The organism is Amycolatopsis sp. 2-15, assembly GCF_030285625.1.
Lineage (GTDB): Bacteria > Actinomycetota > Actinomycetes > Mycobacteriales > Pseudonocardiaceae > Amycolatopsis > Amycolatopsis carbonis.
The window spans coordinates 2,307,130-2,331,992 of sequence record NZ_CP127294.1 but is presented as its reverse complement, the minus strand read 5'-3'; the positions used below and the strand labels follow the sequence as shown (position 1 = coordinate 2,331,992).

The following is a 24,863-nucleotide window of genomic DNA, read 5'->3' as shown; positions in this document are numbered from 1 at the left end:
ACTCCCTTAAGTCTGGTCGAGCAGTTGCTTGTATCCATCAACTACTTTCGGGGCGCAACTGTTCCTGAAAAGCTTGCATGAGACAAGCAAGTGGGGGTGTGACGCTGGTCGCCGGGAGAGGTGCGCGTTGAGCAGGGCGAAGTCGGCTTCACGCATGGGCTGCGCGTGGCCCGGCCGGGGGCTTCGCGGCTCTTTCACCAGCGCGACGGGCACCTCGGCCGGCCCCAGCCTCACCGCCACGGCGATGCGGTGGTTGCCGTCGAGGACCCCGAACTCCTCGTTGAAGCCCAGCGTGAGCGGCGTCAGCACCCCGCGCCGCGCGATGTCCTCGGCGAGCTCGTCGAGATGGCGCGGCGTGTCGACCAACGCGGACCCGACCAGCTCCCGATCTACGGCCCGATACCGCAGGACGAGCTCGGTCGGCAGGACGATCGGCAGGAGCAGAGGTGGCATCGGCTCGTCGTCACCCGGACCGCCGCCGAGCGACCCAGTCCTGACGGCTCCGCGCCCGGGCTCCGGCGGGCCCGTTCGCCACGCGAACGGTCCCCTCGCCGCGCCGACACGGTGCGAACGGTCCCCTCACACCACCCGCTCGGCGCGACCGGTCACCCCGCACAACCACCACGGCGCCCACGGGCCGCTCGCACCGGCACCTCGGCCCGAGCGGGACCTCCGCGACCACCCGCCCGACTCGACCGGACCTCTCACACACCGACGCGACCGGTCCGCTCAGGCAGGGCAACCCGCCCGAAAGCACCGCTCGCGCCAGGTTGGCGGCGCGAAGGGACCGATCACACAACCGCCAGCACCACGAAGGTCCCGCTCGGCCCGTCGACACGGAACGACCCGCCCATCGACGCCAACTACTCCGCGAAGCGTCCCCTCACACCAAACTCCCCGCACGACCGGCCCCCTCACACCAAACTCCCCGCGAGAAGCGTCCCCTTGCACCAAGCCCGCAGCCCAAACGTCTCCACACCGGAACGCTCGGCGCAAGAGGTCCCCTCGTGCCACGCCTCCAGCGCGAAAGGTCCCCTCGCAACACCGAAACGGCACGAAACACCCCTTCGCACCAACCCCACGACGCGAAAGGTCCCCCCGCACCAACCACCATGCACGAGGGGACCCTTCGCTCAGCGAAACCAGCCTCAGGCGACGTAACCCGGGATCGGGAACGGCTCCAAGAACTCCCGGATCTCAGCAGCGATCCGGTCCAACTCCGCTTCCGCAGAAGAAGCGGCCGCCGCGACCACCGTCCGGTCGATCCACTCCGCGACCTGCACCTGGTGCTCCGGCAGCAGGCCCCGCGTGGTGATCGCCGAGGTGCCCAGCCGGATGCCCGACGGGTCGAACGGCTTGCGCGGGTCGAACGGCACCGTGTTGTAGTTCAGTTCGATCCCGGCGCGGTCCAGAGCCTGGGCGGCGGGCTTGCCGGCCACGTTCTTGTTCGTCAGGTCGATCAGCAGCAGGTGGTTGTCCGTGCCGCCGGAGACGAGGTCGTAGCCGCGGTCGAGCAGTGCCGAAGCCAGAGCCTTGGCGTTCGCCACGATCGTCTGCGCGTAGGTGGCGAACGACGGCTGCGCGGCCTCCCCCAGCGCGACGGCGATGGCCGCCGTCGTGTGGTTGTGGGGGCCGCCCTGCAAGCCGGGGAACACGGCCTTGTCGATGGCCTTGGCGTGCTCAGCGTCCGAAAGGATCATCGCGCCGCGCGGGCCGCGCAGGGTTTTGTGCGTGGTGGTCGTGATGACCTGAGCGTGGCCGACCGGCGACGGGTGCGCGCCGCCCGCGATGAGGCCGGCGATGTGGGCGATGTCGGCCACCAGCACGGCGTCCACTTCGCGCGCGATCTCCGCGAAGCGCGGGAAGTCGATGGTGCGCGGGATGGCCGTGCCACCGGCGAAGATCAGCTTCGGGCGGTGTTGCAGCGCGAGGTCGCGCACCTGGTCGAAGTCGACGCGGCCGGTTTCCTTGCGCACGCCGTAGCGGACCGGGTTGAACCACTTGCCCGTCGCGGACACGGACCAGCCGTGCGTCAGGTGGCCGCCGTCGGGCAGGGCCATGCCGAGCACGGTGTCGCCCGGCTGCGCGAAGGCCAGGTACACGGCGAGGTTCGCCGGGGAGCCGGAGTACGGCTGCACGTTGGCGTGGTCCACGCCGAACACGGCCTTCGCGCGCTCGATCGCCAGGTTCTCGATGGGGTCGATGAACTGCTGGCCCTCGTAGTAGCGCTTGCCGGCGTAGCCCTCGGAGTACTTGTTGGTGAGCACGGTGCCGGTGGCCTCGAGCACCGCGCGCGAGACGTAGTTCTCCGACGCGATCAGGCGGATCTTGTCGTGCTGGCGCTTCGCTTCGTCCTCGACGAGCCCGGCGATCTGCGGGTCGGCGGCGGCGAGCGTGGAAAGGGCGGGCTGGTGTGTCATCACGTCTCCGGCTCTAAACCGGCCGGGCACCCAGGCGCGCGGTGCCGGCCTCGTCGTCGCTTCCCGGTGGTGCTCCACCTCTGATGGCGCCAGTCGCAGCTGCGTGCCGAAGTTTAGTGCACGTCAGACGGGCTTGGAGCCCTCCCGGTGCCGTCGCGCGAGCTCCTGGTAGATCCCGGCGTTGTGCTCCACCCACATCCGCGCCGAGTCGGTGAGCGGCACGAACTTCTTGGCCGGGCTGCCCATCGCGATCACTTCCTCGGGCACCTCCGTGCCGGGCGTCACGGTCGAGCCCGCGGCGATCAGCGACCGTGCGCCGATCACGGACCGGTCGAGCACCGTCGACCCGTTGCCGATCAGCGCCTGCTCGCCGACGGTGCAGTCGTGCACCAGGCACTGGTGTCCCACGGTGACGTTCTTGCCGACGTCGGTCAGCGTGCCGCCCGAGTGGATCACGGAGTTGTCCTGCACGTTCGCGCCCTCGCGGATGATGATCGGCCCGAAGTCGGCGCGAATCACGGCGCCGTACCAGACCGAAGCGTCCTTCTCGACGGTCACATCGCCGATCAAGGTGGCGGTGGGGGCGATCCAGGCGTCCGGGTGGACCTGCGGGCTGGCGCCCTCGAAGGAGAACAGAGGCATGCCAGCACCCTAAGCGGCGTCAGCGATAGCCGGCGAAGCAGAGCGCCTCGACGTCGCCGCGCAGGCTCTCGAACGGCCGCGGCCGCACCCGCTGCTGCACCACCGCGCCGAGCAGGTAGCTCAGCAACGCCCGGGCGCGCGCCCGCGGATCGTCGACGTCCAGCGGCGCCAGCAGCTCCGCGAACAGCTCGGTGATCGACGTCAGCATCGCGTCGATCGCCTGCGGGTGCTGCGCGCGCCCGGCGGCGATCCAGTACTCGAACCACAGGAACGCGCCGTTGGGCCGCTCCGCGAACTCGGCCAGATACGCCTTGGTCACCTCGAACAGGCGCTCGCGCGGGTCGTCGAACTTCTCCCCGACAGCGCGCAGATCCGTGGCGAACGTGGTGATGTGGGCGGCCATCGCGCGGTCGATGAGCACGTCGATGTCGGCGAAGTAGTAGTGGATCGCGCTCTTCGTGAGCGGGCCCGCGTCGGCGATCGCGCGTACTGTGCACCCGGCGAGCCCGTCTCTGGCGAGCACGACGCGTGCGGCCTCGACGATCTGCTCCTGCTTCTGCAGCTGGTTGGGCGACAGCTGCGCGCTGCGGCCGGGTACGGCGGTCACGGTGATCCTCGTTACGTTATTCAGGACGACAGCCCCGAATCCTAGGGCAGACGTCCCATCGCGCCCTCTCGGGTGAAAAAGCGGATTGGCCACCCCGGTCCGCACAGCGGACAATGCCCGGCATGGTGATCTCAGGGGACAAGGGGCTCAGCGAGGCGGCGCGCCGCCAGCTGGAGAAGGAAATAGCCGACCTGCGCGCGCAACGGGCGGCGCTCGCACCGCAGCCCGGCGAGCAGGAACGCACGGGGGACGCGGCCGACCAGGCCGACGTGATCGACCGGGCCGAGGCCGCCGCGCGGCTGGAGCGCCAGATCTCCGACGTCGCCGCCAAGCTCGAACACGGCGCCTACAACAGCAATCTGCTCCCCGACGGCACGCGCGTTTCGCTGCGTTTCGCCGATGGTGACGAGGAAGTGCTCAACGTCGTCACCATTCCGGGCGAAGACCTCGACTCCCTGACCTCCGACAGCCCTCTGGGCCTCGCCCTGGTCGGCGCCAAGGCCGGCGACAAGATCACCTACCGCACCCCGCGCGGCGAAGCCACCGCCACGGTGATCGAGCTGACCCCGCCGAAGGACTGACCACTTCGGACTCCACGGATCGGGCTGCCGGGCACCGCGCCTCGGCAGCCCGATCCGTCTTTTCGCAGTCGTTTTCAGCGACGCTGGTCGAGCGTCTCCGGTTTGTACGCGTAGATCAGGCCCTGGTCGGCGACGACGTGCCAGTCGGTGTCGCAGACGCGGTCGGTGCGGCGTTCCTGGCCGGCGGGCCACCAGTCGGCCGACAAGGTCGCGGGGGTCGCCGACGCGAAGCCCTTGGCGCACGCCGCTGGCAGGCCCGAGGCGCCCGGCGTGTAGCGCAGGATCCGTTCGGACCCGGTGGTGCGGATGACCTCCGTGACGGCCGTCGCGTCGTCGGGGATCCACGACGGCAGGCGCGCGTCGGAGTCGGCCTTGCCGAGGGCGCCCGTGTCGTAGGCGACGTTCTTGACGTGCTCCGGCCCGTCCGGCGCACACGCGGTGACGGTCGCCAGTGCCGCCGCGATCGCCGCGAACCAGATCGCGGTTTTCCCGATTTCGTTCATGCCACCGAGTCAATCCGGGCGCACTCGCGGCAGCATCGGCTTTCCGGCCCGAAGCCGCGGGCCGGATGGCCGACTCAGCGGGCCCGGCGCGTGATCCACGTCGCGATCTGCGAACGCGAGCGGAAGCCCAGCTTGTCGAGGATGTGGACCACGTGCGACTCGGCCGTGCGGCGGCTGATGACCAGGCGTTCGGCGATGTCCTTGTTGGACAGCCCGTCGGCGACCAGCCGCGCCACCTCGTACTCGCGGCGGCTGAGTTCGGCCGGCCGCTCGTCGGGTGTCCCACCGCCCAGCGCGAACGCGATCGCCGAGTCGAGATCGGCCACGGCGGCCGCGCCCCGCTCGTAGGCCGGCCGGAACCGCGCGCCCGACGCCGAAGCCACGTCGGCCGCGCAAGCCTCGTGCGCGTCGATCATCCGGCCGAACCCGAACAGTGGCCGCCCGCCGACCAGCGGCCAGACCGCGGAAGCCGTGCCCAGCAGCTCGGCCGCGCGGTCCGGCTGCCCCAGCGCCGCACTCGTCCACGCGAGGAACTCGACGGCTTTCGCGGCGCCCAACACGTCGCCGAACGGCCGGGCCGAGCGCAGCGCCGCAGTGAGGTCCTCGGCGGCGGCCGCGAACGAGCCCAGCCGCCAGTGCGCCAGACCTCGGATCCCGAGCAGGCCGCTGCGGGAGAATTGCTCGCCACACAACGCGAGCCCCCGCGACGCGACGGCGAGCGCCTCCTCTCCGTCGTCGTGCCAAACGGCCGTGTGCGCGGCGGCCAGGAGGATCTGCAGCAGCACCTCGCCGTCGGCGTCCGTCTCGGCTTGGCGGAACAGCGCGGCGGCTCGGTCGACGTCCCCGCCCAGGAACGCGCACCCGCCGAGCACCAGGCGCGCGTGGGCCAGCTCGTCGGCGTCGTCGTGCTCCAGGGCCCACGCCTCGGCCTCCCGCCCCAGCGCGACCGCCTGTTCACCTCCGCCCCGGAAGGCCAGCGACGACGCCACGATCCACAACGCCCGAGCCCGGTCCTTGCCCGGCTCTGGGTTCAGCGCCAGCGCGCGCTCCAGCCAGTGCGCGCCCTCCGCGACGTGGCCGCAGAACAGCCAGAGAAACTCCAGCGCCACCCCCAGCCGCAGGCCGACGGCCGGCGCCCCGGCGAGGCTGTGCTCCAGCGCGGCGCGCAGGTTCGGCAGCTCCGCGCGCACCCGCGCGGCCATGAGCGCCTGATCGGGGCCGTGACCCCAGTCGCGCGCGGCCTGTTCGGCCAGGCCCAGGTAGTGGTCGCGGTGGCGGTCGCGCAGCTCCTCGCACACGCCGAGCTCCCGCAGCTTCGCCTGCGCGTACTGCCGGAGGGGCTCGAGCAGGCGGAAGCGCGTGGTGCCGGCCGGCCGTTCGGCCTGCACCACGGAGCTGCCGACCAGCCCGGCCAGCAGGTCGAGCACGTCGTCGCGTTCGATCCCGTCGCCGGCGCACACGCGCTCCACCGCCGTGACGTCGAAGCCGCCCGCGAACACCCCGAGCCGCGCCCACAGCAGCCGCTGGCCTGAGCTGCACAGCTCGTGGCTCCACTCGACGGTGCCGGCGAGCGTCCGGTGCCGCGCGGGCACGACGGCGCTGCCGCGCCTGAGCAGGGCGAAAAAGTCGTCGAGCCGGGCCAGGAGCTCCTCGACGCTCAGCACCCGCAGCCAGCCCGCGGCCAGCTCCACGGCGAGCGGGATCCCTTCCAACCGGTGGCAGATCTGCACCACCCGCGGCCAGTTTCCACTGTGGACGGTGAAGCCGGCCGACACGGCGGCCGCGCGATCGGCGAAGAGCTTCACGACGTCGAGCGCCTGCGCGCCCGCGAGGTCGCGCACCGGCGGCACGGCCAGCGGCGGCACGGGAAACACGTGTTCGCCGTCGAGGCCGAGCACGTGCCGGCTCGTGGTGAGCACGCGCAGGCCCGGCACCACCACCAGCAGCTCGTGCACCAGCTCGGCGAGCGCCTGGCCCAGGTGTTCGCAGTTGTCGAGCACGAGCAGCAGCTTCTTGTCGCACAGGAACTCGACGAGCCGGGCGGACGGATCGCCGCCGGTGTCGCCGAGGCGGAGCGCCGCGCCGATCGTCTGCGCGAGCAGCGCCGGATCGCGCAACGCGGCCAGCTCGACGAGCCACACGCCGTCGGCGAAGGAGCTGCGCACCTCGGTGGCGGCCCGCAGCGCGAGCCGCGTCTTGCCGACGCCGCCAGTGCCCGTGAGCGTGACGAGCCGGGCCGCGGCGAGCAGCTTCCGCGTCGCCCGCAGCTCTTCGCGGCGGCCGACGAAGCTCGTCACCTCCACCGGCAGTGCGCCCACCTCGGTCACTTCCCTCGTCCGGGGACCGGCCGAGGGCAAGGCTAACGCGCGCGCCGCCCCTCCGAGTATCGCCGGAGGGGCGGCTGGTGTGCGGTTCAGGACAGCAGGTGCTTCAGGTCCGCGGCCGCGTGGCGGAACTCGGCCCGGGTGCTCGGCACGTCGTGGATCGGGTTCAGCAGGGCCATGTCGTGGATCTGGCCCACGTACTGCACCGAGATCACGTCGACGCCGGCCTCGTCGAGCTTGTGCGCGTACGCGACACCTTCGTCGCGCAGCACGTCGTTGGACGAGGTGTGGACGATCGCCGGCGGCAAGCCGCGCAGCTGGTCCACGGTGGCCCGCAACGGCGAGGCGTACGGGTTGGCGCGCGTGGCCTCGTCGGGCGCGTAGACGTCCCAGCCGAACTTCATGAACGCGCGCGGCAGGAAGCGCCCGTCGTTGAACTCGCTGTAGGACTCGGTGTCCACCCGCGCGTCGGTGGCCGGGTACATCAGCAGCTGGGCCTTGATGGGCGGCCCGTCGTGGTCACGCGTATACATCGTGAGCGCAGCACTGAGGTTGCCGCCGACGCTGTTGCCCGCGACCGCGAGCCGTGACGCGTCCAGACGCTGCGAAGCACCTTCGCGCGCAACCCACTTCAGCGCGGCGAAGCACTCTTCGAGCTGTGTCGGGAAGACGGCGTCCGGGATCGGCGTGTACTCCACGAACACCACGGCGTACCCCGTCGCGAGCACGAGGTCGCGCGTGAGGCGGCGGTGGTTGTCGAAGTCGCCCGCAATCCAGACGCCGCCGTGCAGGAAGAGCACCACGGGCAGCGTCTCCTGCGATCCGGCCGGCCGCTGCACGTAGAGCTTCGTGCGCACGCCGTCGACCTCGACGTCGCGTTCCTCGGTGTCGACCCCGCTCAGGTCGACGTCGACGGTCGCCTGCAGGCCACTGAGCGTGGCCCGCACCTGCTCGCCCGGCAGCAGCCAGAACGGGTCGGGGTTCTTGTTGAGCTCCGCGAGGAACTCGCGGACGCGTCGCTCGATGCGCGGGTCGGTGCCCGCGTCGGGCACGTCGGTGGTCATGTCGGTCCTCCTGACGTCTGCGTTCTGCGCGGCTCCGGAGCCTGGGACGTCACGAGTCTCGCGGCCTCGACCGTCGGCGGGCATCCGGCAAAACACGGACTTCGACCCCGACGATCGGGTGGCGGCTACTTCTCCTTCGGCTCCACGACGTAAGACGTGATCGCCAGCGCGGTGTTGACCGCCGAGATCGTCGTGGTCAGCTTCGCCGCCGTCGGCGAGATCTCTCCGCGTTGCCCGGCGTAGAAGGCGGCCAGCGTGTCGACGCCGTGGATCAGCACGGCCTGCTTGAGCAACGCGGCGCGCCGCGGCCCGCCGCGCACCAGCAGCAGGTCGAAGCCGAGGACGAGGGTGCGGATACCGAACATCCGCGCCGGGTAGACGAACGTCTTGTCGTCCTCCATCGCACTGCCGAGCTGCTTCGCCATCTTCTCCGGCGCCACCAACCCGAGGGCGCCGTTGAAGATGCGGATGAGGGACAGCACCGTGGCCGTAGCCCGCCTGATCGCCATGTCGGTCCTTCGGGTTCGTTCACTGGGAACCGCTCGAGCGATCCGCGGCGAGCTTACCGAGCTTGATCAACTTCTCCTGGCGACTGCGCAGCGTGACCCGGATGGGTGGTTTCCACGATCTTGCCGACGCTGCGGATGCGCCGCCGGACCCGGCACGAAACCAGGGACCCTCCGAATTCCGGAAAGTCCCTGGTCAAATACTGGAGCCGCCTAGGGGAATCGAACCCCTGACCTATTCATTACGAGTGAATCGCTCTGGCCGACTGAGCTAAGGCGGCATGTCAGATGGCTGGCGCCGTCCGACGGGAACAAGTGTAGCGGAGGCCGTTGGCGTCACCTTGCGGGGGCCGCGTCGTTAGGGTCCTATGACCTCGGTCTCACTCCCCGATCGGCCTACCTGGAGGACTCGGCACATGCGGCGAAGACTGCCCCGCGCGGTGGCCCTGCCCGCGGCAGCTGCGTTGCTGCTGCTCATCGCCGCGCCGGCGAGTGCGCAGGAGATCCCGACGACGCCGATTCCGGAGCCGGCGAACCCCACGCAGCCCCCGATGTCGGCGCCGACCGGGCCGCAGCCGCTCGGCCACGCGGTGGGCGACGCGGGCACGGCCCTGGGCGTGCTGCGCCTGCTGCCCAACTCCGTGCCGACGTCGACGATCCTGCCCGGCTTCGGGCAGACGCTGCCGAAGCAGTCGGCGCTGGAGGCCGGGATGGGCCTGTCGAGCGCGTCGGCGAACTCCGAGGCGTACCTGGCGTACGAGAAGTCGATCGCGCAGGCGTCGCCGTTCGGGGTGGCCGTAGGCGGGCAGGCGCCGCAGACGCCGGGCAGCGTGGTGCAGACCGCGCTGCCGGACAATCCGCAGCCGCTGTCCGGCGGGCTCAACGCACCGTCGAACCCGCTGCTCAACATCGGCGTGCTGAACGGCACCGCGCACGCCCGCTGGAGTGACTCGCTGGGCCCGTGCGTGGACACGATCGCCGACGCGAGCACGTCGGTGGCGAGCCTTTCGCTGCTGAACGTGATCCCGTCGCTGCCGCAGATCCCGCTGCTGGGCCAGGGTGGTCTGAACCTGCCGCAGGGCACGCAGCTGGCGCAGGGCTTCGACCCGGCCAAGGGCCTGCAGAGCCTCGGTGGCCTGTTGTCCGGCGGCGGCCAGACCGCGGCCAACGGCACCGGTTCGCTGCTGAGCCTGCCGAACACGCTGTCGTCGCGTTCGCAGGTGAAGCTCGTGGACATCCCGGGGTCGAAGAACAAGGCGGTGCAGTCGAGCTCGACGCTGCAGGCTGCCAACATCGACATCCTCAAGGGCACGCCGCTGGAGCTGTCGATCAAGGTCGCCGGCCAGCCGACGCTCACCGTCACCTCGACCGGCGACGAGAAGACCTCGAAGGTCGACTACACCGCGCCCGTGCTGACCATCGAGGCCGGTGGCAAGACGCTGTACACGCTCGACGCGGCGCACCCGACCAAGGACATCCCGATCGGCCTGCCGCTCGCGGGCCTGAGCGACAAGTTCGGCCAGCTCAACTCGATCCCCGTGGTCGGCGGGCTGGTGTCCACGCTGACGAAGGGCATCCAGCAGGTCGGCGACACCGCGGGCACCGTCCTCGACCTCGGCGTCCTGCGCTTGTCGATCGCCGGTCTGGACCAGAAGGGCTCCGCCGCGACGACGCCGTATAAGGGCTACCAGCTCGGCGCCTCGGCGCGGCTGTTCGACCTCCAGGTCCTCCCGACGAAGAACCTGAAGACCCTGCTCCCCGCCGGCGCCGGCGACAACCTCCCGTCGTCCCTGGCGCAGCTGTCCCTGGGCGAACAGGTCGCCCGCGCCTACGCCCCCACCGGCGGCGTCGTCTGCGGCACGGCCACCACGGCCCCGCCCGCGGCCGGCGGCCAAGCACCCAAGGGGCCGGTGAAGAACCTCGCGTACACGGGCACCGCGTACGACACCGTGCCGCTCTTCTGGGCGGGTACGGCGATGCTGCTGATGGGCGTCGTGATGGTCGCGGCGTTCCCGAACCGGCGCCGCATTGCCGCACCGGTGAAACTGCACTCCGACGACGCTCCGCGCAAGCCTTCACCGCATCCTCGGGATTGAGTTGCCGCGGAAAACGGCCCGGTCACCTTTCACGGTGGCCGGGCCGTTCTCGTTGGCGCGCGGTCAGCCCTGGCGAAGCGTGGTCACCATGGCCTCCACGGCAATGCGCGGCTTGACGTTCAGCTCGATCGCCTCGCGGCATTCGAGGACGGCTTCCAGGCGGCGCAGCGTGGATTCCGGCGTCCAGGCCGCGGCGGCGGCGCGGATGTCGTCGGCGTGGTCCGGGTGGTTGAGGGTGGCGCCGGAGTGGGTGGTGGTGACGAGGACGTCGCGGTAGAAGCCGGCGAGATCGACGAGCGCGAGGTCGAGCGTGTCGCGCTGGGTGCGGGTGGCGCGGGACTTCTGGCGTTTTTCGAGCTGCTTCACGGCGGCCTCGGCGGCGCGCTTGGCGCCGGCGACGCCCTTGCCGATGCCGTCGCCGCCCATGGCGGTGCGGAGTTCGGAGCGTTCGTTCTCGTCGCGGGCCTTGCTTTCCTCGCCGGCGTCGGCCTCCGCGGCGCTGATCAGCTGGTCGGCGCTGGTGAAGACGTCGGCGGGGCGGCGCAGGCCCGTCGGGATCCGCAGCACGGTGGCGCGGCGCTGGCGCGCGGAGTCGTCCGTGGCGAGCCTTCGCGCGCGGCCGACGTGGCCGCCGCAGACGGACGCGGCCCACTGCGCGAGCTCGGGGTCGACGCCGTCACGCGCCACCAGCACCTGCGCGATGGCCTCGGGCGGTGGCGTCCTCAGGGTCACCAGGCGGCAGCGCGAGCGGATGGTCACCGACACGTCATCCGGGTGGTCCGACGGCGCGCACAGCAGGAACACCGTGCGCTCCGGCGGCTCCTCGACGGCCTTGAGCAGCGCGTTCGACGCGCCTTCCGTGAGCCGGTCGGCGTCCTCGATGATCACGACCTGCCACTCGCCCGTGGTCGGGCGCCGCGCGGCGGCCTGCACCAGCGCGCGCATCTCCGCGACCGAGATCGACAGGCCTTCTGGCACCACGAGCCGGACGTCGGCGTGGGTGCCCGCCATCGTCGTGCGGCAGCCGGGGCACGCGCCGCAGCCCGTGCCGGTGCTGCACTGCAACGCGGCCGCGAACGTGCGCGCCGCGACCGAACGGCCGGACCCCGGCGGGCCCGTGACCAGCCACGCGTGCGTCATCGCGCCCGGCGGGACCGGCTCGCCCGCCACGATCTTCGCGGCCGCCGACGAAGCCGTCGACAGCGTTTCGACCGCCGGCTCCTGACCCACGAGCTCGGCCCAGACACCGATCGGCCCGGTCACTTGGCGTCCACTTCGGACACTTCCTGCGCGGGCGCGAGCTCGGCCTCCGCGACGGCACCTTCGACGACGTCGGCCGTCGCCACGGCGTGGGTGCTGTGGTCCAGCTCCGGACGTTCGGCCGGCTCCGAAGGCGCGAGCCCCGACAGGCGGCCGACGAACACCGCGAGCACGGCCGTGCGGACGCGTGCCGCGACCTCGTCGTCGGTGCCGTCGGCGTCGACGACCACGTACCGGTCGGGGTCGGCCGCGGCCATCTCGGCGAGCAGGTGCTGCACGCGCCACTGGTCGTTCACCGACACCGACGAGTTCTGGTCACGCTGACCCGGGTCGGCGTCGAGCAGCACCGTGAGGTCGGGGCGCAGCTTGCCCGTCGCCCAGTCGGCCAGGCCCTCGAGCTCACCGGCGTCGAGGCCGGCGACCGTGCACAGGTGCGCGAGCGGCGAGTCGACAAAGCGCTCCATCACCACCACGGACCCGGCGTCGAGCGCCGGCTGGATCTCGCGTTCGACCAGCTCCGCGCGCACGGCCGCGGCGACGAGCGCCTGGGCCCGCGCACCCGTGAGCGACGCGTCGGAGATCAGCGAACGGAACCGCAGCTCGTCGAGCGCGGGGTCGGCGGCCAGCACCACCGGCCGGGTGCCGGTGCCGAGCCAGCGCGAGAGCCGCGCGGCCTGGCTGGCCGTGTTGATGGCCGTGGTGCCTTCGAGCGCGATGAGGAAACCGTTGACGCGCCGGGGTGCGCGGCGCAGGGCGTTGCGCAGGTCGGTGAGGATCTTCTCGCTTCGGCGGTCGTCCATCTGCCGGTAGGCGATCACGCCGAGCAGCACCGCGAGCACGCCGCCGCCGATCATCACCGGGCGCGTGCCGTCGATGGTGACGGGGCTGCCCCACACGTTGATCTGGTGCGGGCGGACCAGGCCGATCAACGCCGGCGTGACGATCGTCGAGCCGAACAGCACGATCTTCAGCATCGATTGGTAGATCGCGTTGACCCGGCCGCGGATCGCGTCTTCCACGCGCGAGCCGATGATCGTGACGCCGGTGAGGAACGCGATGCCGGCGCAGAAGCCGGTGAGCGCCACGGCGATCACCGAGATCGCGAGGTGCGGCGACAGCGCGATGATCACCAGCGACAGCCCGGCCACGACGATCGAGATACCGAACAGCCGGTCGTGCGGCAGCCGCCGCGCGAGCTTGGGCGCGAGGGCCATGCCGGTGGCGAGGCCGAGGAACACGGCGAGCACCAGCAGGTTGAACGCGGCATCGCCCGCGAGCAGCGACGACGAGTACGGCTTGGCCGAGGCCACCACCGCCCCGCCCGCGGCGAACGCCCCGAACGCGCCGATCAGCAGACCGCGCACCAAGGGCGTGCTCTTCACGAAGCGCAGGCCGTCGCGCACCATGTCGCCGAAGCCGAACTTCTCTTCGTCGGCCTTTTTGACCTTCTGGTCGGGCAGCTTGTGGACGTCGCGCAGCGAGAGCTCGGGAATCCGCGTGGCGATGAGGATACCGCTGGTCAGGTAGAGCAGGCCGTTGATGACGACGACGATCTTCGCGATGTAGAGGTCGGCCGTCGCCCCTTGGAACAGGTGGAACGTGGTGTTCGCGCCCAGGATGAGGGCGTTGGCGCCGGCGGCGGTGATCACGGCGAGGCCGTAGGTCATCACCATGCCGAGCTGGTTGGCCGTCTCGACCTGGTCCGGGCGGCGCAGCAGGTTGGGCACCGCCGCGTCCTTCGACGGGATCCACATGATCGAGCAACAGCCGACCAGGAAGTTCGCGACGAACAGCCACCACGGCGCGCCGACGATCGCGATCGACAGCAGGAAGCCGCAGCGCAGGAAGTCGCAGACGACCATCACCTTGCGGCGGTCGAAGCGGTCGGCGAGGATGCCGCCGATCGGCGCGAACAGCAGGCCGGGCAGCAGGTTCGTGAGCACCACACCGACGAACGCGAAGTTCTGCGCGGTGTAGTTGCTGAGCAGTTTCGTGCTCAGGCTCGTGAGAGCCAGCAGGTTCAGCCAATCGGCGACACTGCACAGGTACGTGACGCCCCACAGCCGACGGAATGGTCTGATCGCCAGCACCCGACGGACGCGGTGGATCGTGGACGCCTCGGCACTCGCCGAGCCACCCGATCCGGCGCCGGGTACCGACCGCACGCCTTCGCTGATACGCCCACCCCACTCGTCACGGCGACGTCGGGAAACCCCGTTTCGGATCCCCCGACCGTGTCGTCAGGGTAGCCCGATCGCCGATCCGGACACCGCACCGGCCCGGGTGTGGCGGTGGTGGAGCGACGTCAGCTGAACAGGCCCGTCACACTGCTGACCAGGCTCGACACCATGTACAGCGCGATCACGACGAACACGATCAGCAGCACGATCGCGAGGATCACGCCCGCCGCGCTCGTCGACGGACGGCCCAGGTTCGGCATCCCGATGTTCGGCAGACTGCGCTTTTTCGCCTGCCGTTCGGCTAGTTCGGCCTCGATGTCGTCGTCGGCGACCTCGGCTTTCGCCTTCGGCCGCGGCCGCGGCACCCGCTTGAGCAGCTGCGGCGCGCGCGTGGGCCACGTCCGCTGCCGCGGCAGCAACCCCAGCGGCACGCCGTCGGGCTTCTCCTCAGCCGGCTGGATCGGCTGCGGCGTGCGGGCGGCCTCCTCCCGCAGCGCGGCTTCGACCATCCGCTTCACGGCCTCGGGGTCGTGCTGCACAGGCCGCGCGGTCGGCAACGGCCGCGCGTCGTCCGCGGGCGCCGCCTCGGCCGCCGTGACCAGCCCGGCGAGCGGATCGGCGAACCGCTCCCCGCCGACGCTGCCGTCCAGCGTCCCGTCGCGCTCCGGCTGCGGCGCGCTGCGGGCGCTTTGCGTGCCCTGGGGGGCATTGAAGAAAGGAGCCCCACCGCTCGTGCTCATGGTGACCACCTCACTACGGAATGTCCTCGCCTTCCAGTGTCGGCGACACTACCGGCTCCCGCATCCGCCCAATGGCCGCAGAAACGCTCGCGAGCCCGCCGCCGACCGGACGGTCCCGCAGCAGTTTGCAGGCCACGGCCACCCCGGTCGACCGCCGAAAGCGACGTCCACGGGTGATACCGGTCACGAGATCGGGCACTCTTCGTAATCGATCGTGGCCGGCGGCCGGCGGTGTGGACGAGACATTTCAGGCGCGACGGCAGTCGGCGCCGCCCACTCGACCGGCGATCAGGCCGGGCTCACCCACTCAGCGAACCCTGCACCGCGACGGTCCGCGATGCCGGGTCGACCCGCGACGGCGCCGAGCTCACCTCTCCCGGCACGCCATCTGAGCCACGCCGACAGTCGGCACCGCCTGCTCGACCGGGGATCGGGCCAGGCTCGCCCGCCTACGAACCGCGTACCGCGCCGGTCGCGATGCCGGGTCAACCCGCGACAGGGCCGAACTCACCCACCCCGGCGAGCCATCTCAGCCGCGACGACAGGCGGCGCCGCCCACTCGACCTGGGATCAGGCCAGGCTCACCCGCCGGCGAACCCCGCTCCATCGCAGTCCGCGATGGCGGGTCGGCCGATCGTGGGCTGCGCTCACCCGCCCGCCAAGCCATTGACCCGCGACGGCAACCGACACCTCCCGCTCGGCCGGCGATAGAGCTCACCCGCCCGCCGCAGTCCGCAGCGCCGGGTCGACCGGCCGCTGGGGCCGAACTGATTGACCCGGCGAGCCATCTCAAGCCGCGACGACGGGCGGCGCCGCAAACTAGACCTGGGATCAGGCCAGGCTCACCCACTCGGCGAACCCGCTCCGCCACAGTCGCGATGCCAGGTCGACCGGCCGCGGGACTGCGCTCACCACCCGGCGAGTCACCACCCGGCAAGCCATTTGACCCGCGACGGCAGCCGACGCCTCCCGCTCGGCCGGCGATAGAGCTCACCCGCCCGCCGAACCCCGCACCCGCCGCAGTCCGCAGCGCCGGGTCGACCCGCGGCAGGGCCGAACTCACCCACCCGGCAAGCCATCTCAGCCGCGACGACAGTCGGCGCCGCACACTCGATCGGCGATCAGGCCAGGCTCACCCACTCGGCGGACCCCGCTCCGCCACGGTCCGCGGCGCCCGCTCAGGTGGATGCCGCGCCGGTACGCCGGTCCCCAGCGGGTCGGCACCGCCGGGCAGCGCCGGCGAGCCGACTGCGGCGCCGCGAGCCAAGCACCGGTGCGGCGCGGACTTGGCTCCAGTGGCTCAGCCGCTGGGCGCCCTCAACGCCGGTCCCCTTCACCTCCGTTCCCGGTCTCCGAATGCCCAGGTGAGCCGCCGTGTCGGTTAGGCATGGTTGCGGACCGCCTCGACGATCCAGGCTTCCGCCGTGCTACGGGTGGCGGGTTGCCAGGTCATGATCCAGCCGCCGTCGGGGCGGGGGGCGGCGCGGAACTGGTAGCGGCCCTGGTCGTTGTCGACGAGGCCGAAGGCGCCGTGCGGGTATTCGGCGAGGACGGCGTCGCGGACGGCCAGGTCGACGAGCACCGTGCCGAGGCGCGGGCGGGCGACCGCGGCGCGGATGACGTCGAGCGAGCCCCACGCGGCGCGCGGGACGAGGCCGCTGCGGTCGGTCTCGATGCGGACGGCCGGCCCCGGCCCCGGCGGACGGTCCGGCAGCCCGTCGAACACCCAGCCCGGCAGGGCGCTGAGCAGGCCGGAACGCAGCCGCGCGCGGCGGCCCAGCTTGCTCATCACGGTGGTGTAGTCCTCGTCGCCGAAGAAGCGCACCTCCCACGGCTCCGGGCGCGCCGGGAAGACGCCGGTCACCACGCCGCGGATGAAGCCGCCCCGCAACACGCGGTAGAGCCCGACGGCCTCCGGCGTCACCTGGCCCTCGGGCACCAGGCCGAGCTCCGACATGCCCGCGACGAACCGCGTGTACTGCTCGACCTCATCGATCAACGACGGCATCAGCGTGGGCCCGAACGACTGCCGCACCTGGTCGGCCAGGCTCAGCTCCTCCGAAGACCCAGAAGCCCCCGAAGACCCAGAAGAGCCCGACAAGCCCGAAGACGCCGACGAGTCCGAAGAGCCCGACGCACCCCCGGAAGCTCCCGAGTCACCCCGCACCCCGGCCTCGCCCGAACGATCCGAGACATCCCGAGCGCCCGAGCCGTCCTCAGGATCCGAGCGAGCACGCCCCGAGCCCTCCGCGTCCCCCAGATCCCGGTAGCCCGAGTCACCTGGCCCCCAGCCAGGCGGCCCCGAACCACCGGAACCAGAACCACCCACCCCCTCCAGCACCGGCGGCACCGTGAACTGCGGGTCGTAGAACTCCATCACCGACGGCCGCTCCGGTACCTCGGCCCGGAGCGGCGCGATGACTTCGTCGATGACGTCGAAGACTGCGGTCGCTGAACTCACCTCTGCATTGAACACCCTGGCACCGACAATTTTTCGAACTTTTGTTCGACTCGCCGCCACTGTGCGCCGAACGGTCGGTCAGCGGGCCGGAACCGGGGCCGCCCGCATGGTCGGCGCCAGGAAGTACACCGACACCACCAGCGCGCCCACCACGCCGAGCGCCCAGTGCAGCCCGATGCCGCCGGCCAGGGCGCCGATGAGGACCGGGCCGACGAGGAAACCGAAGTAGCCGCAGGCCGCCACGGCCGCGATCGCGCGCCCCGGCGCAGCAGTCTGCTTGCGGCCGGCCGCGCTCCACGCCAGCGGCACCATGCCGGACACCCCGAGCCCCACCACGGCGAACCCGGCCACCGCGAAACCCGGCACCGGCACGGCCACCACCAGCACGAACCCGACCACCGTCACCAAGGTCGCCACCCGCATGAAGGGCACCACGCCGAACCGCGCCACCAGCCGGTCGGCCACCACCCGCACCGCGATCATCGTGATCGAGAACGCGAAGTACCCCAGCGACGCCAACGCAGCCGACGCGACCGTGACGTCCCGCAAGTAAACCGCGCTCCAGTCGTTCACCGTCCCCTCGGCCACGAAGCCGCAGAAGGCGATCACTCCCAGCGGGATCAGCGCCTTGCCCGGCAGCGCGAACGCCGCGTCGCCCTGGCCGCGGTCGGCGCCCGGCAGGAAGCGCGTCGACGCCGCCAGCGTGATCACCAGCAGCACCACGCCCGTCACGGTGAAGTGCACCCCGATCGGCACGTGCTCCAGCAGCGCGCCGACGCCGGAACCCAGCAGCCCGCCGATGTTCCAGAACGCGTGGAACCCCGCGAAGATCGGCCGCCCGTATGCCTCCTCGACGCGCGCGGCGTGGGCGTTCATCGACACGTCGAGCAGGCTGTTGCCCACCCCGAGCACCACGAGCGCACCCACGAACGCAACCAGGTTCGACGCCAGCGCGGCCAGCGGCAGGCCCGCGCACAGCACCGTGGCACCGATCACGACACCTCGCCGGCTGCCGATCTTCGTGAGCATCGGGCCGGCCGCCACCAGCGCCACCACGGACCCCGCCGCGAGGCCGAACAGGCCGATCGCCAGCTGCCCGGCGCTCAGCCCCGCGTGGGCCTGCGCCGCCGGGATCCGCGCGGCCCACGTGGCGAACGCCGCCCCGCACACCGCGAACACCACCGAGACGGCTGCCCGCGCACGCAGCGTCTCCTGCATCGAAAACGCCCCCAGACGCGAAGAAGGGGCCACCCGAAAGTCTCGGGTGGCCCCGACGGAAACTCCGCCTGCTACTTGGCCTTCGCGGTGCTCGCCTTCTTGGCGGGCGCCTTCTTGGCCGTCGTCGTCTTCGCCGCGGCGGCCGACTTCGTGGCCGAAGCCGACTTCGCCGCCGTGGACTTCGCCGGCGCCTTGCGCGTCGTGGTGGTGCGACGCTTGGGGGCCGGGCCCTTCGCCCGCTTCTCCGCGAGCAGCTCCGCGCCGCGCTCGGCCGTCAGCTCCTCGATGCTGTCGGACTTCCGCAGCGTCGCGTTGTATTCACCGTCGGTGACGTACGGGCCGAAGCGCCCGTCCTTGACCACCATCGGCTTGCCCGACACGGGGTCGTCACCGAGCTCCTTGAGCGGCGGCTTGGCCGTGGCCGACCGGCCGCGCTGCTTCGGCTCCGAATAGATCTTCAGCGCCTCTTCCAGCGTGATCGAGAACAGCTGGTCCTCGGTCTGGATCGAACGCGAGTCCGTGCCCTTCTTCAGGTACGGCCCGTAGCGCCCGTTCTGCGCGGTGATCTCGTCACCCGACTCCGGATCCTTGCCCACCACGCGCGGCAGCGACAGCAGCTTCAGGGCGTCTTCGAGCGTCATCGTGTCGATGGCCATCGACTTGAACAGCGAGCCCGTACGCGGCTTCGGCTGCTTCGCCTTGGCGGCCTTCTTCTGCGCGGCCGTCGCGCCCTCGGGCAGCGGCTCGGGCTCGGGCAGCACCTCGGTGACGTACGGGCCGAAGCGGCCTTCCTTCGCCACGATGTCGTGCCCGCTCACCGGGTCGACGCCCAGCTGACGGCCTTCCTGCGGCGTGGCGAACAGCTTCTCCGCGATCTCCGACGTCAGCTCGTCCGGCGGCAGGTCCTCGGGCAGGTTGGCGCGCTGGGACTGGCCGTCGACCTCGCGCTCGAGGTACGGCCCGTATCGGCCCACGCGCACGACGACCTTGTGCCCGTCGGCGTCGTTGAACAGCGGGATCGAGTTGATCTCACGCGCGTCGATGCCCTCGACACTGCCGTCGACCAGCTTCTTCAGCCCGCCGAGCCGCCCGACCGAGCCCTCCACGCCGAAGTCACCGCCGAAGTAGAACTTCGAGAGCCACTCCACGCGCTGCTCGTCGCCGTTGGCGATGCGGTCGAGCTCGTCCTCGAGACCGGCGGTGAAGTTGTAGTCCACCAGGCGCTCGAAGTGCCGCTCCATCAGGCCGATCACGGCGAACGCGACCCACGAGGGCACCAGGGCGGAGCCCTTCTTCCACACGTAGCCGCGGTCCTGGATGGTCTTGATGATCGACGCGTACGTCGACGGGCGGCCGATGCCCAGCTCTTCGAGCTTGCTCACGAGGCTCGGCTCGGAGTAGCGCGCGGGCGGCGAGGTGGTGTGGCCGTCGGCCGACAGGTCGGACGCGGTCAGCCCCTGGTCCTTCACCAGCACCGGCAGGCGGCTCTGCTTGTCGTCCGCCTCGCCGCCGGCCTCGGTGTCGACTGCCTCGACGTAGGCCTTCAGGAAGCCGGCGAAGGTGATCGTGCGGCCCGAAGCGGCGAAGGTGCACTCCTCGCCCGAGGTCGCGGTGCCGATGATGCGCACCGACATCGTGGTGCCCTTCGCGTCGGCCATCTGCGACGCGATCGTGCGCTGCCAGATCATCTCGTACATGCGGAACTCGTCGGAGTCCAGCTCGCCCGCGACCTGGCCCGGCGTGCGGAACACCTCGCCCGACGGGCGGATCGCCTCGTGCGCCTCCTGCGCGTTCTTCACCTTGCGCGTGTACTGCCGCGGCGAAGGCGACACGTACTCCTTGCCGTACAGCTGCGTCGCCTGGCTGCGGGCGGCCGAGATCGCCGACTCCGACAGCGTGGTCGAGTCGGTACGCATGTAGGTGATGTAGCCGTTTTCGTACAGCTTCTGCGCGATCCGCATCGTGCGCTCGGACGTGAAGCGCAGCTTGCGGCCCGCTTCCTGCTGCAGCGTCGAGGTCATGAAGGGCGCGTAGGGCTTCCGCGTGTACGGCTTCTCCTCGACGCTGGACACGGTGAAGTCGCGGTCGGCCAGCGCCTGCGTCAGGGCCTGCGCCTCGGCCTCGCCGAGCACGCGGATCTCCTTGGCCGTGCCCTTGAGCTGACCGTCGGAGTCGAAGTCGCGGCCGGTGGCCAGGCGGGCGCCGTCGACGCCGACCAGGCGCGCCGGGAACGTCTGCGGCGAAACTGTGTCCTCAGAAGCGCCGGCGGCTGTGTTCACCTGCATCGTCGCGGAGATGTCCCAGTACGAAGCCGAAGTGAAGCGCATGCGCTCCCGCTCACGCTCGACCACGATCCGCGTCGCGACGGACTGCACGCGGCCCGCCGAGAGCTTCGGCATGACCTTCTTCCACAGCACCGGCGAGACCTCGTAGCCGTAGAGGCGGTCGAGGATGCGGCGGGTCTCCTGCGCGTCGACGAGGTCGACGTCGAGCTCGCGGGTCGAGTCGGCGGCCGCGCGGATCGCCTGCTCGGTGACCTCGTGGAACACCATGCGGCGCACGGGCACCTTGGGCTTGAGCGTCTCGAGCAGGTGCCACGCGATGGCTTCGCCCTCGCGGTCGGGGTCCGTGGCGAGGTAGAGCTCGTCGACGTCCTTCAGGAGGCCCTTGAGCTCGGTGACCTTGGACTTCTTGTCCGGCGTGACGATGTAGAGCGGCTTGAAGTCGTTGTCGATGTCCACGCCGAGGCGCGCCCACGACTCGCCCTTGTACTGGGCCGGCACGTCGGCCGCACCGCGCGGAAGGTCGCGGATGTGCCCGACGGAGGACTCGACGACGTAGTTGCCGCCGAGGTACGGGGCGATCTTGCGGGCCTTAGTAGGCGACTCGACGATCACCAGCCGCCGAGTCGCGGCGCCGTTCGTCCCGGTGCCGTCCTTCTTGGTCCGTGCTCCTGCCACGCTGCCCTGCTCTCCAGTCATCCCCGCACCATCGCCCTCGATGGCGGCGGCACTCCTTATAACCCCTCGACGAGGGGTGCTGCGCCCGCGTCTTCGACCTGCCAGTGTGCACGCCCGCACCGGCCGCGCAGCGGCTAGGTGGCCTGACACGCCGCCGGGCCCCTGCCCGTCGGATCGCCTTTGACCTCGGCGATGTTTCCTCTCCACACCTAGCACGTGATTCCGGACACGTGCCGTGCAGGGTAGCTCGTGATCACGCCGATACCCTCCGTTCGACGGTGGTGGACCCGACGTTGGCACCGCTTCACTTACTACCTCGTCGAGGCGAAAGGAACCACCATGACCCGACGCCTGCTCGGTGGCGTGCTCGCGGCAGTGGCCGCGTTCGCCCTGGTCACCGCCCCCGCAGCGAGCGCCGTGAGCGCCGCGACCACCACGTTCTCCGGCACGGTGGCGCTGTCCAACTGCTCCGGCTCGGTCGTCAAACCGGCCGGTACGCCCGACACAGCACCCGCACTCGTACTTTCCAACGGTCACTGCCTGGAGTCGGGTTTCCCCGATCCCGGCGAGGTCATCGTCGGTCAGCAGTCCACCCGGACCTTCAGCCTTCTGTCGTCGGACGGCAAAAGTTCACTCGGGACGCTGAAGGCCAAAAAGGTCGTGTACGCGACCATGACCGACACCGACGTGTCGCTCTACCAGCTCGACACGACGTACGCGGCGATCAAGCAGAAGTACCGGGTCTCCCCGCTCGAGCTCGTGGCGACGCACCCGACCGCGGGCACGCACATCGACGTGGTCTCGGGCTACTGGAAGACCATCTACTCCTGCTCGATCGACGGGTTCGTGCACGAGCTGCACGAGAACGGCTGGGTCTGGAAGGACTCGATCCGCTACACACCCGAGTGCAAGACCATCGGCGGCACGTCCGGCTCCCCGATCGTCGAGACCGCGACCGGCAAGGTCATCGGCGTGAACAACACGTCGAACGACGACGGCCAGCGCTGCACGCTCGACAACCCGTGCGAGATCGACGGGTCCGGGAACGTGACCGTGCATCCCGGTACCAAGTACGGCGAGGAGACGTTCGGTATTCCCGCGTGCCTGACGGCGGCGAGCGAAATCGACCTCAACTGGGCCGGGTGCACACTGCCGAAGCCTTAGCCGACGGCCTCCAGGACGTCGCCCAGCAAATACTGAAGGGGACTCCCGCCGCCTCTGTCGCGGCGGGAGTCCCCTTCAGTGCGTTCGGGCCGGGTTTCCTCACGGGGTTCGGGCAGCTCGGGCCACGCGGCCTCCGCGCCCGCGGGCGCCTCGCCGATGAGCTCCAGCAGCCCGTCGAGCTTGCGCCGCCCGGTCAACCGCGCGGCTGGCTCCTCGGCCTTCGGCCCCAGCAACCGGGCGTGGACGCCCAGCGGCGCCAGCGCGGCCAGCAGGTCGTCGTGCAGGTGGGGCGCCAGTGGGTCCATCCCGAGCAGGTAGCCCGACGACCCCTGCCGCCCCGCGGCCAGCGCCCACATGCGCAGCATCGCGCCGCTCAGCCGGAAGCCGTCGGGGAGCGCTTTGCCCGAATCGTCTTCGGACGGACCCGAGCAGCCCCGGCGCAGCCACTGCACGGACAGGGGAAGCAGGTCGACTCGGAACGACGTGCGCACCTGCGGCCGCCCGCACTCCCGCACCGCCACCTGCGCATCGGCCCCACGCCGGCGGCACTCGCGTGCCAGCACCCGGGCGCGCCACTGCTCGTCGACATTCACGGACAGCCGAGCCGCCGTGCGCCCGAAGCCGGTGATCTGCCCTTGGCAGCACAGCAGGCCGGCCAGGTCCGATAGCCCCGGGCCGCTCGCCTCTGCCGAGAACAGCGAGATCGTCCGCTCCACGCGGATCATGATAGAACACAAGTTCGATCGGACGCGAGGGTTACGCGGCGGATTTTCGCCGATCGAGCGATCGTGGCGACAGGCGGTCATGCGCACGCCGAGGCGCGACGACCACGGCCACCAGCATCGCGGCAGCGGCCACGAGGAACACCACAGGCAGCGCGAGCAGGCTGAAGACGGCGATGCCGAGGGAACCGCCGATCTGGCGCGCGAAGGTGAGTGTGGCCAAGCCGGCGCCCAGGATGTCCTTTGGCGCCGACGACTGCGCGAGCAGCGTGTAGGCCTGCATCGACAGTCCGAGCGCGGCGCCGCTGGACGCGAGCCCCACGACCACGGCTGCAAACCGCGCCGGACCAGGCGCCAGCAGCGGGATCGCCGCGGTCACGAGAAGCCCGACCACGCCGAGAGCCAACCCGAACCGGCCCCAGGCGGAGACCCGCGACCACCTGCGGGCAAGCAGCGCGAACCCGCCCGTGACCAGCACCTGACCCACACTCATCGGCACGAGGAGCAGGGCCGTGGCTTCCGGACGCGCGGCGCCGATGACCAATGGCACGTAGGTGAAACTGCCGAACAACGCCACACCCGTGAGGAAGGTGACCGCGACAACCCGCGCCAACCCGGCATCGGCGAACAGCCGGGGCGGGACCAGCGGAGCAGCCGTACGTCGCTCGACCTGCACGAAGGCCCCGGTCGCGGCTAGTGCGGCGACCACCAGCACGGGTGCCCACACCGCGTCGCGTGCCAGCGCCTCACCGCTGCCGAGCACGACGACGCAGCCTCCAGCGATCGCGACCAGAACCGCTCCCGCGGAGTCGAACCGGATTCGGTCTACTCGCCGGAAGCCGGGCACAGAACGCGCCCCCAGAAACAAAGCCACGACGCAGATCGGCAGGTTGATGAGGAAGATCGACCACCAGCCCGCGACGGCCGCCAGCAGGCCACCCAACGGCGCACCACCGATCGACGACAGTGCGAACACCGCCGTCAGCCAGCCCTGCCGCCGCACCAGCTCGTCGCGGTCGAATAGCTCCGCCATCGCCGCAACGGCAGCCACGATCAGCCCACCCCCACCCAGCCCCTGCACCGCGCGAAACCCGATCAACGCGGCCAAGTTCGGCGCCAGCGCACACGCCACCGACCCGACGGCGAACGCTGTCACCGAGCCGACGAACATGCGCCGCCGTCCCCAACGGTCACCGAGGCTGCCGTGCACCGGCGTGGCGACCGCGACCGCCAACAGGTACGCCGCCGTCACCCCGCCCACCGAGCCTGGATCGCCCAAATCAGCGCCGATGGACGGCAGCGCCGCAACCACCACGTTCGTGTCGAGCGACGCCATCAGCCGCCCCAGCACGAGCGCGGCGAACGCGGCGTCGCGGCCACGGAGAAGTACATGCATATCGCACACGTTATGCATG

18 protein-coding genes, 1 tRNA gene, 1 pseudogene and 1 riboswitch are annotated in these 24,863 nt (G+C 71.0%); of the genes and pseudogenes, 3 read left to right on the top strand and 17 right to left on the bottom strand.

What is annotated here, in order from left to right; translation table 11 throughout:
- Nucleotides 1-6: 6 nt before the first annotated feature.
- From QRX50_RS11345 to QRX50_RS11330, 4 genes are all read right to left on the bottom strand, one after another.
- Nucleotides 7-453, bottom strand: coding sequence for a ParB N-terminal domain-containing protein (locus QRX50_RS11345; protein ID WP_285971909.1), 447 nt, complete (start codon nt 451-453; stop codon nt 7-9).
- A 695-nt stretch (nt 454-1,148) separates the two neighbouring features.
- Nucleotides 1,149-2,420, bottom strand: coding sequence for a serine hydroxymethyltransferase (gene glyA / locus QRX50_RS11340; RefSeq protein ID WP_285971908.1), 1,272 nt, complete (start codon nt 2,418-2,420; stop codon nt 1,149-1,151).
- A 21-nt stretch (nt 2,421-2,441) separates the two neighbouring features.
- A riboswitch (ZMP/ZTP riboswitch) is annotated at nt 2,442-2,527 on the bottom strand.
- 16 nt (nt 2,528-2,543) lie between these two features.
- Entirely contained in the window at nt 2,544-3,062 is a 519-nt protein-coding gene (locus tag QRX50_RS11335; protein ID WP_285971907.1) for a gamma carbonic anhydrase family protein, read from the bottom strand.
- Between the two features lie 19 nt (nt 3,063-3,081).
- Nucleotides 3,082-3,669, bottom strand: coding sequence for a TetR/AcrR family transcriptional regulator (locus tag QRX50_RS11330; protein ID WP_285971906.1), 588 nt, complete (start codon nt 3,667-3,669; stop codon nt 3,082-3,084).
- 122 nt (nt 3,670-3,791) lie between these two features.
- On the opposite strand from QRX50_RS11330, the gene QRX50_RS11325 reads away from it, so the two are divergent.
- On the top strand, nt 3,792-4,250 hold the full coding sequence (locus QRX50_RS11325; RefSeq protein WP_285971905.1) for a GreA/GreB family elongation factor: 459 nt from the start codon (nt 3,792-3,794) through the stop codon (nt 4,248-4,250).
- Nucleotides 4,251-4,324: 74 nt separating this feature from the next.
- On the opposite strand, the gene QRX50_RS11320 is transcribed toward QRX50_RS11325, so the two are convergent.
- From QRX50_RS11320 to QRX50_RS11300, 5 genes are all read right to left on the bottom strand, one after another.
- On the bottom strand, nt 4,325-4,753 hold the full coding sequence (locus QRX50_RS11320; RefSeq protein ID WP_285971904.1) for a hypothetical protein: 429 nt from the start codon (nt 4,751-4,753) through the stop codon (nt 4,325-4,327).
- Between the two features lie 74 nt (nt 4,754-4,827).
- Nucleotides 4,828-7,080, bottom strand: coding sequence for a LuxR C-terminal-related transcriptional regulator (locus QRX50_RS11315; protein WP_285971903.1), 2,253 nt, complete (start codon nt 7,078-7,080; stop codon nt 4,828-4,830).
- An 86-nt stretch (nt 7,081-7,166) separates the two neighbouring features.
- Nucleotides 7,167-8,141 (bottom strand): alpha/beta hydrolase, encoded by a 975-nt coding sequence (locus QRX50_RS11310; RefSeq protein ID WP_285971902.1) that lies wholly within the window; start codon nt 8,139-8,141, stop codon nt 7,167-7,169.
- 125 nt (nt 8,142-8,266) lie between these two features.
- Entirely contained in the window at nt 8,267-8,650 is a 384-nt protein-coding gene (locus tag QRX50_RS11305) for a hypothetical protein (protein WP_285971901.1), read from the bottom strand.
- Nucleotides 8,651-8,851: 201 nt separating this feature from the next.
- Nucleotides 8,852-8,928, bottom strand: a tRNA-Thr gene (locus tag QRX50_RS11300).
- Nucleotides 8,929-9,063: 135 nt separating this feature from the next.
- On the opposite strand from QRX50_RS11300, the gene QRX50_RS11295 reads away from it, so the two are divergent.
- Nucleotides 9,064-10,743, top strand: coding sequence for a hypothetical protein (locus QRX50_RS11295; RefSeq protein ID WP_285971900.1), 1,680 nt, complete (start codon nt 9,064-9,066; stop codon nt 10,741-10,743).
- A gap of 63 nt (nt 10,744-10,806) precedes the next feature.
- Here the strand turns inward: QRX50_RS11295 and QRX50_RS11290 are convergent, their stop codons facing one another.
- The 6 genes and pseudogenes from QRX50_RS11290 to topA all read right to left on the bottom strand — a co-directional run bounded on the left by QRX50_RS11290 (nt 10,807) and on the right by topA (nt 21,583).
- Complete coding sequence (locus QRX50_RS11290) at nt 10,807-12,006, bottom strand: DNA polymerase III subunit delta' (RefSeq protein ID WP_285971899.1); 1,200 nt, start codon at nt 12,004-12,006, stop codon at nt 10,807-10,809.
- The gene (locus QRX50_RS11285; protein ID WP_285971898.1) at nt 12,003-14,168 is read right to left on the bottom strand and encodes a bifunctional MFS transporter/dTMP kinase; all 2,166 of its coding nucleotides are present in this window, start codon (nt 14,166-14,168) and stop codon (nt 12,003-12,005) included. Before QRX50_RS11285 ends, QRX50_RS11290 begins: the two co-directional genes overlap by 4 nt.
- 140 nt (nt 14,169-14,308) lie before the next feature.
- Complete coding sequence (locus tag QRX50_RS11280; protein WP_285971897.1) at nt 14,309-14,923, bottom strand: hypothetical protein; 615 nt, start codon at nt 14,921-14,923, stop codon at nt 14,309-14,311.
- A gap of 1,381 nt (nt 14,924-16,304) precedes the next feature.
- Nucleotides 16,305-16,940 (bottom strand): annotated as a pseudogene (locus QRX50_RS11275) (ESX secretion-associated protein EspG); the annotation flags it as partial.
- A gap of 522 nt (nt 16,941-17,462) precedes the next feature.
- On the bottom strand, nt 17,463-18,602 hold the full coding sequence (locus QRX50_RS11265; protein WP_285971896.1) for an MFS transporter: 1,140 nt from the start codon (nt 18,600-18,602) through the stop codon (nt 17,463-17,465).
- 71 nt (nt 18,603-18,673) lie between these two features.
- Nucleotides 18,674-21,583: a type I DNA topoisomerase gene (topA, locus tag QRX50_RS11260; RefSeq protein ID WP_285971895.1), complete on the bottom strand. Its 2,910-nt coding sequence runs from the start codon at nt 21,581-21,583 to the stop codon at nt 18,674-18,676.
- 318 nt (nt 21,584-21,901) lie between these two features.
- Here topA and QRX50_RS11255 point away from each other — a divergent pair, with 318 nt between their 5' ends.
- Nucleotides 21,902-22,726, top strand: coding sequence for a S1 family peptidase (locus QRX50_RS11255; RefSeq protein ID WP_285971894.1), 825 nt, complete (start codon nt 21,902-21,904; stop codon nt 22,724-22,726).
- On the opposite strand, the gene QRX50_RS11250 is transcribed toward QRX50_RS11255, so the two are convergent.
- Complete coding sequence (locus tag QRX50_RS11250; protein ID WP_285971893.1) at nt 22,723-23,442, bottom strand: hypothetical protein; 720 nt, start codon at nt 23,440-23,442, stop codon at nt 22,723-22,725. The genes QRX50_RS11255 and QRX50_RS11250 overlap by 4 nt on opposite strands.
- Nucleotides 23,443-23,482: 40 nt before the next feature.
- Nucleotides 23,483-24,844: an MFS transporter gene (locus tag QRX50_RS11245; protein ID WP_285971892.1), complete on the bottom strand. Its 1,362-nt coding sequence runs from the start codon at nt 24,842-24,844 to the stop codon at nt 23,483-23,485.
- Nucleotides 24,845-24,863 lie beyond the last annotated feature (19 nt).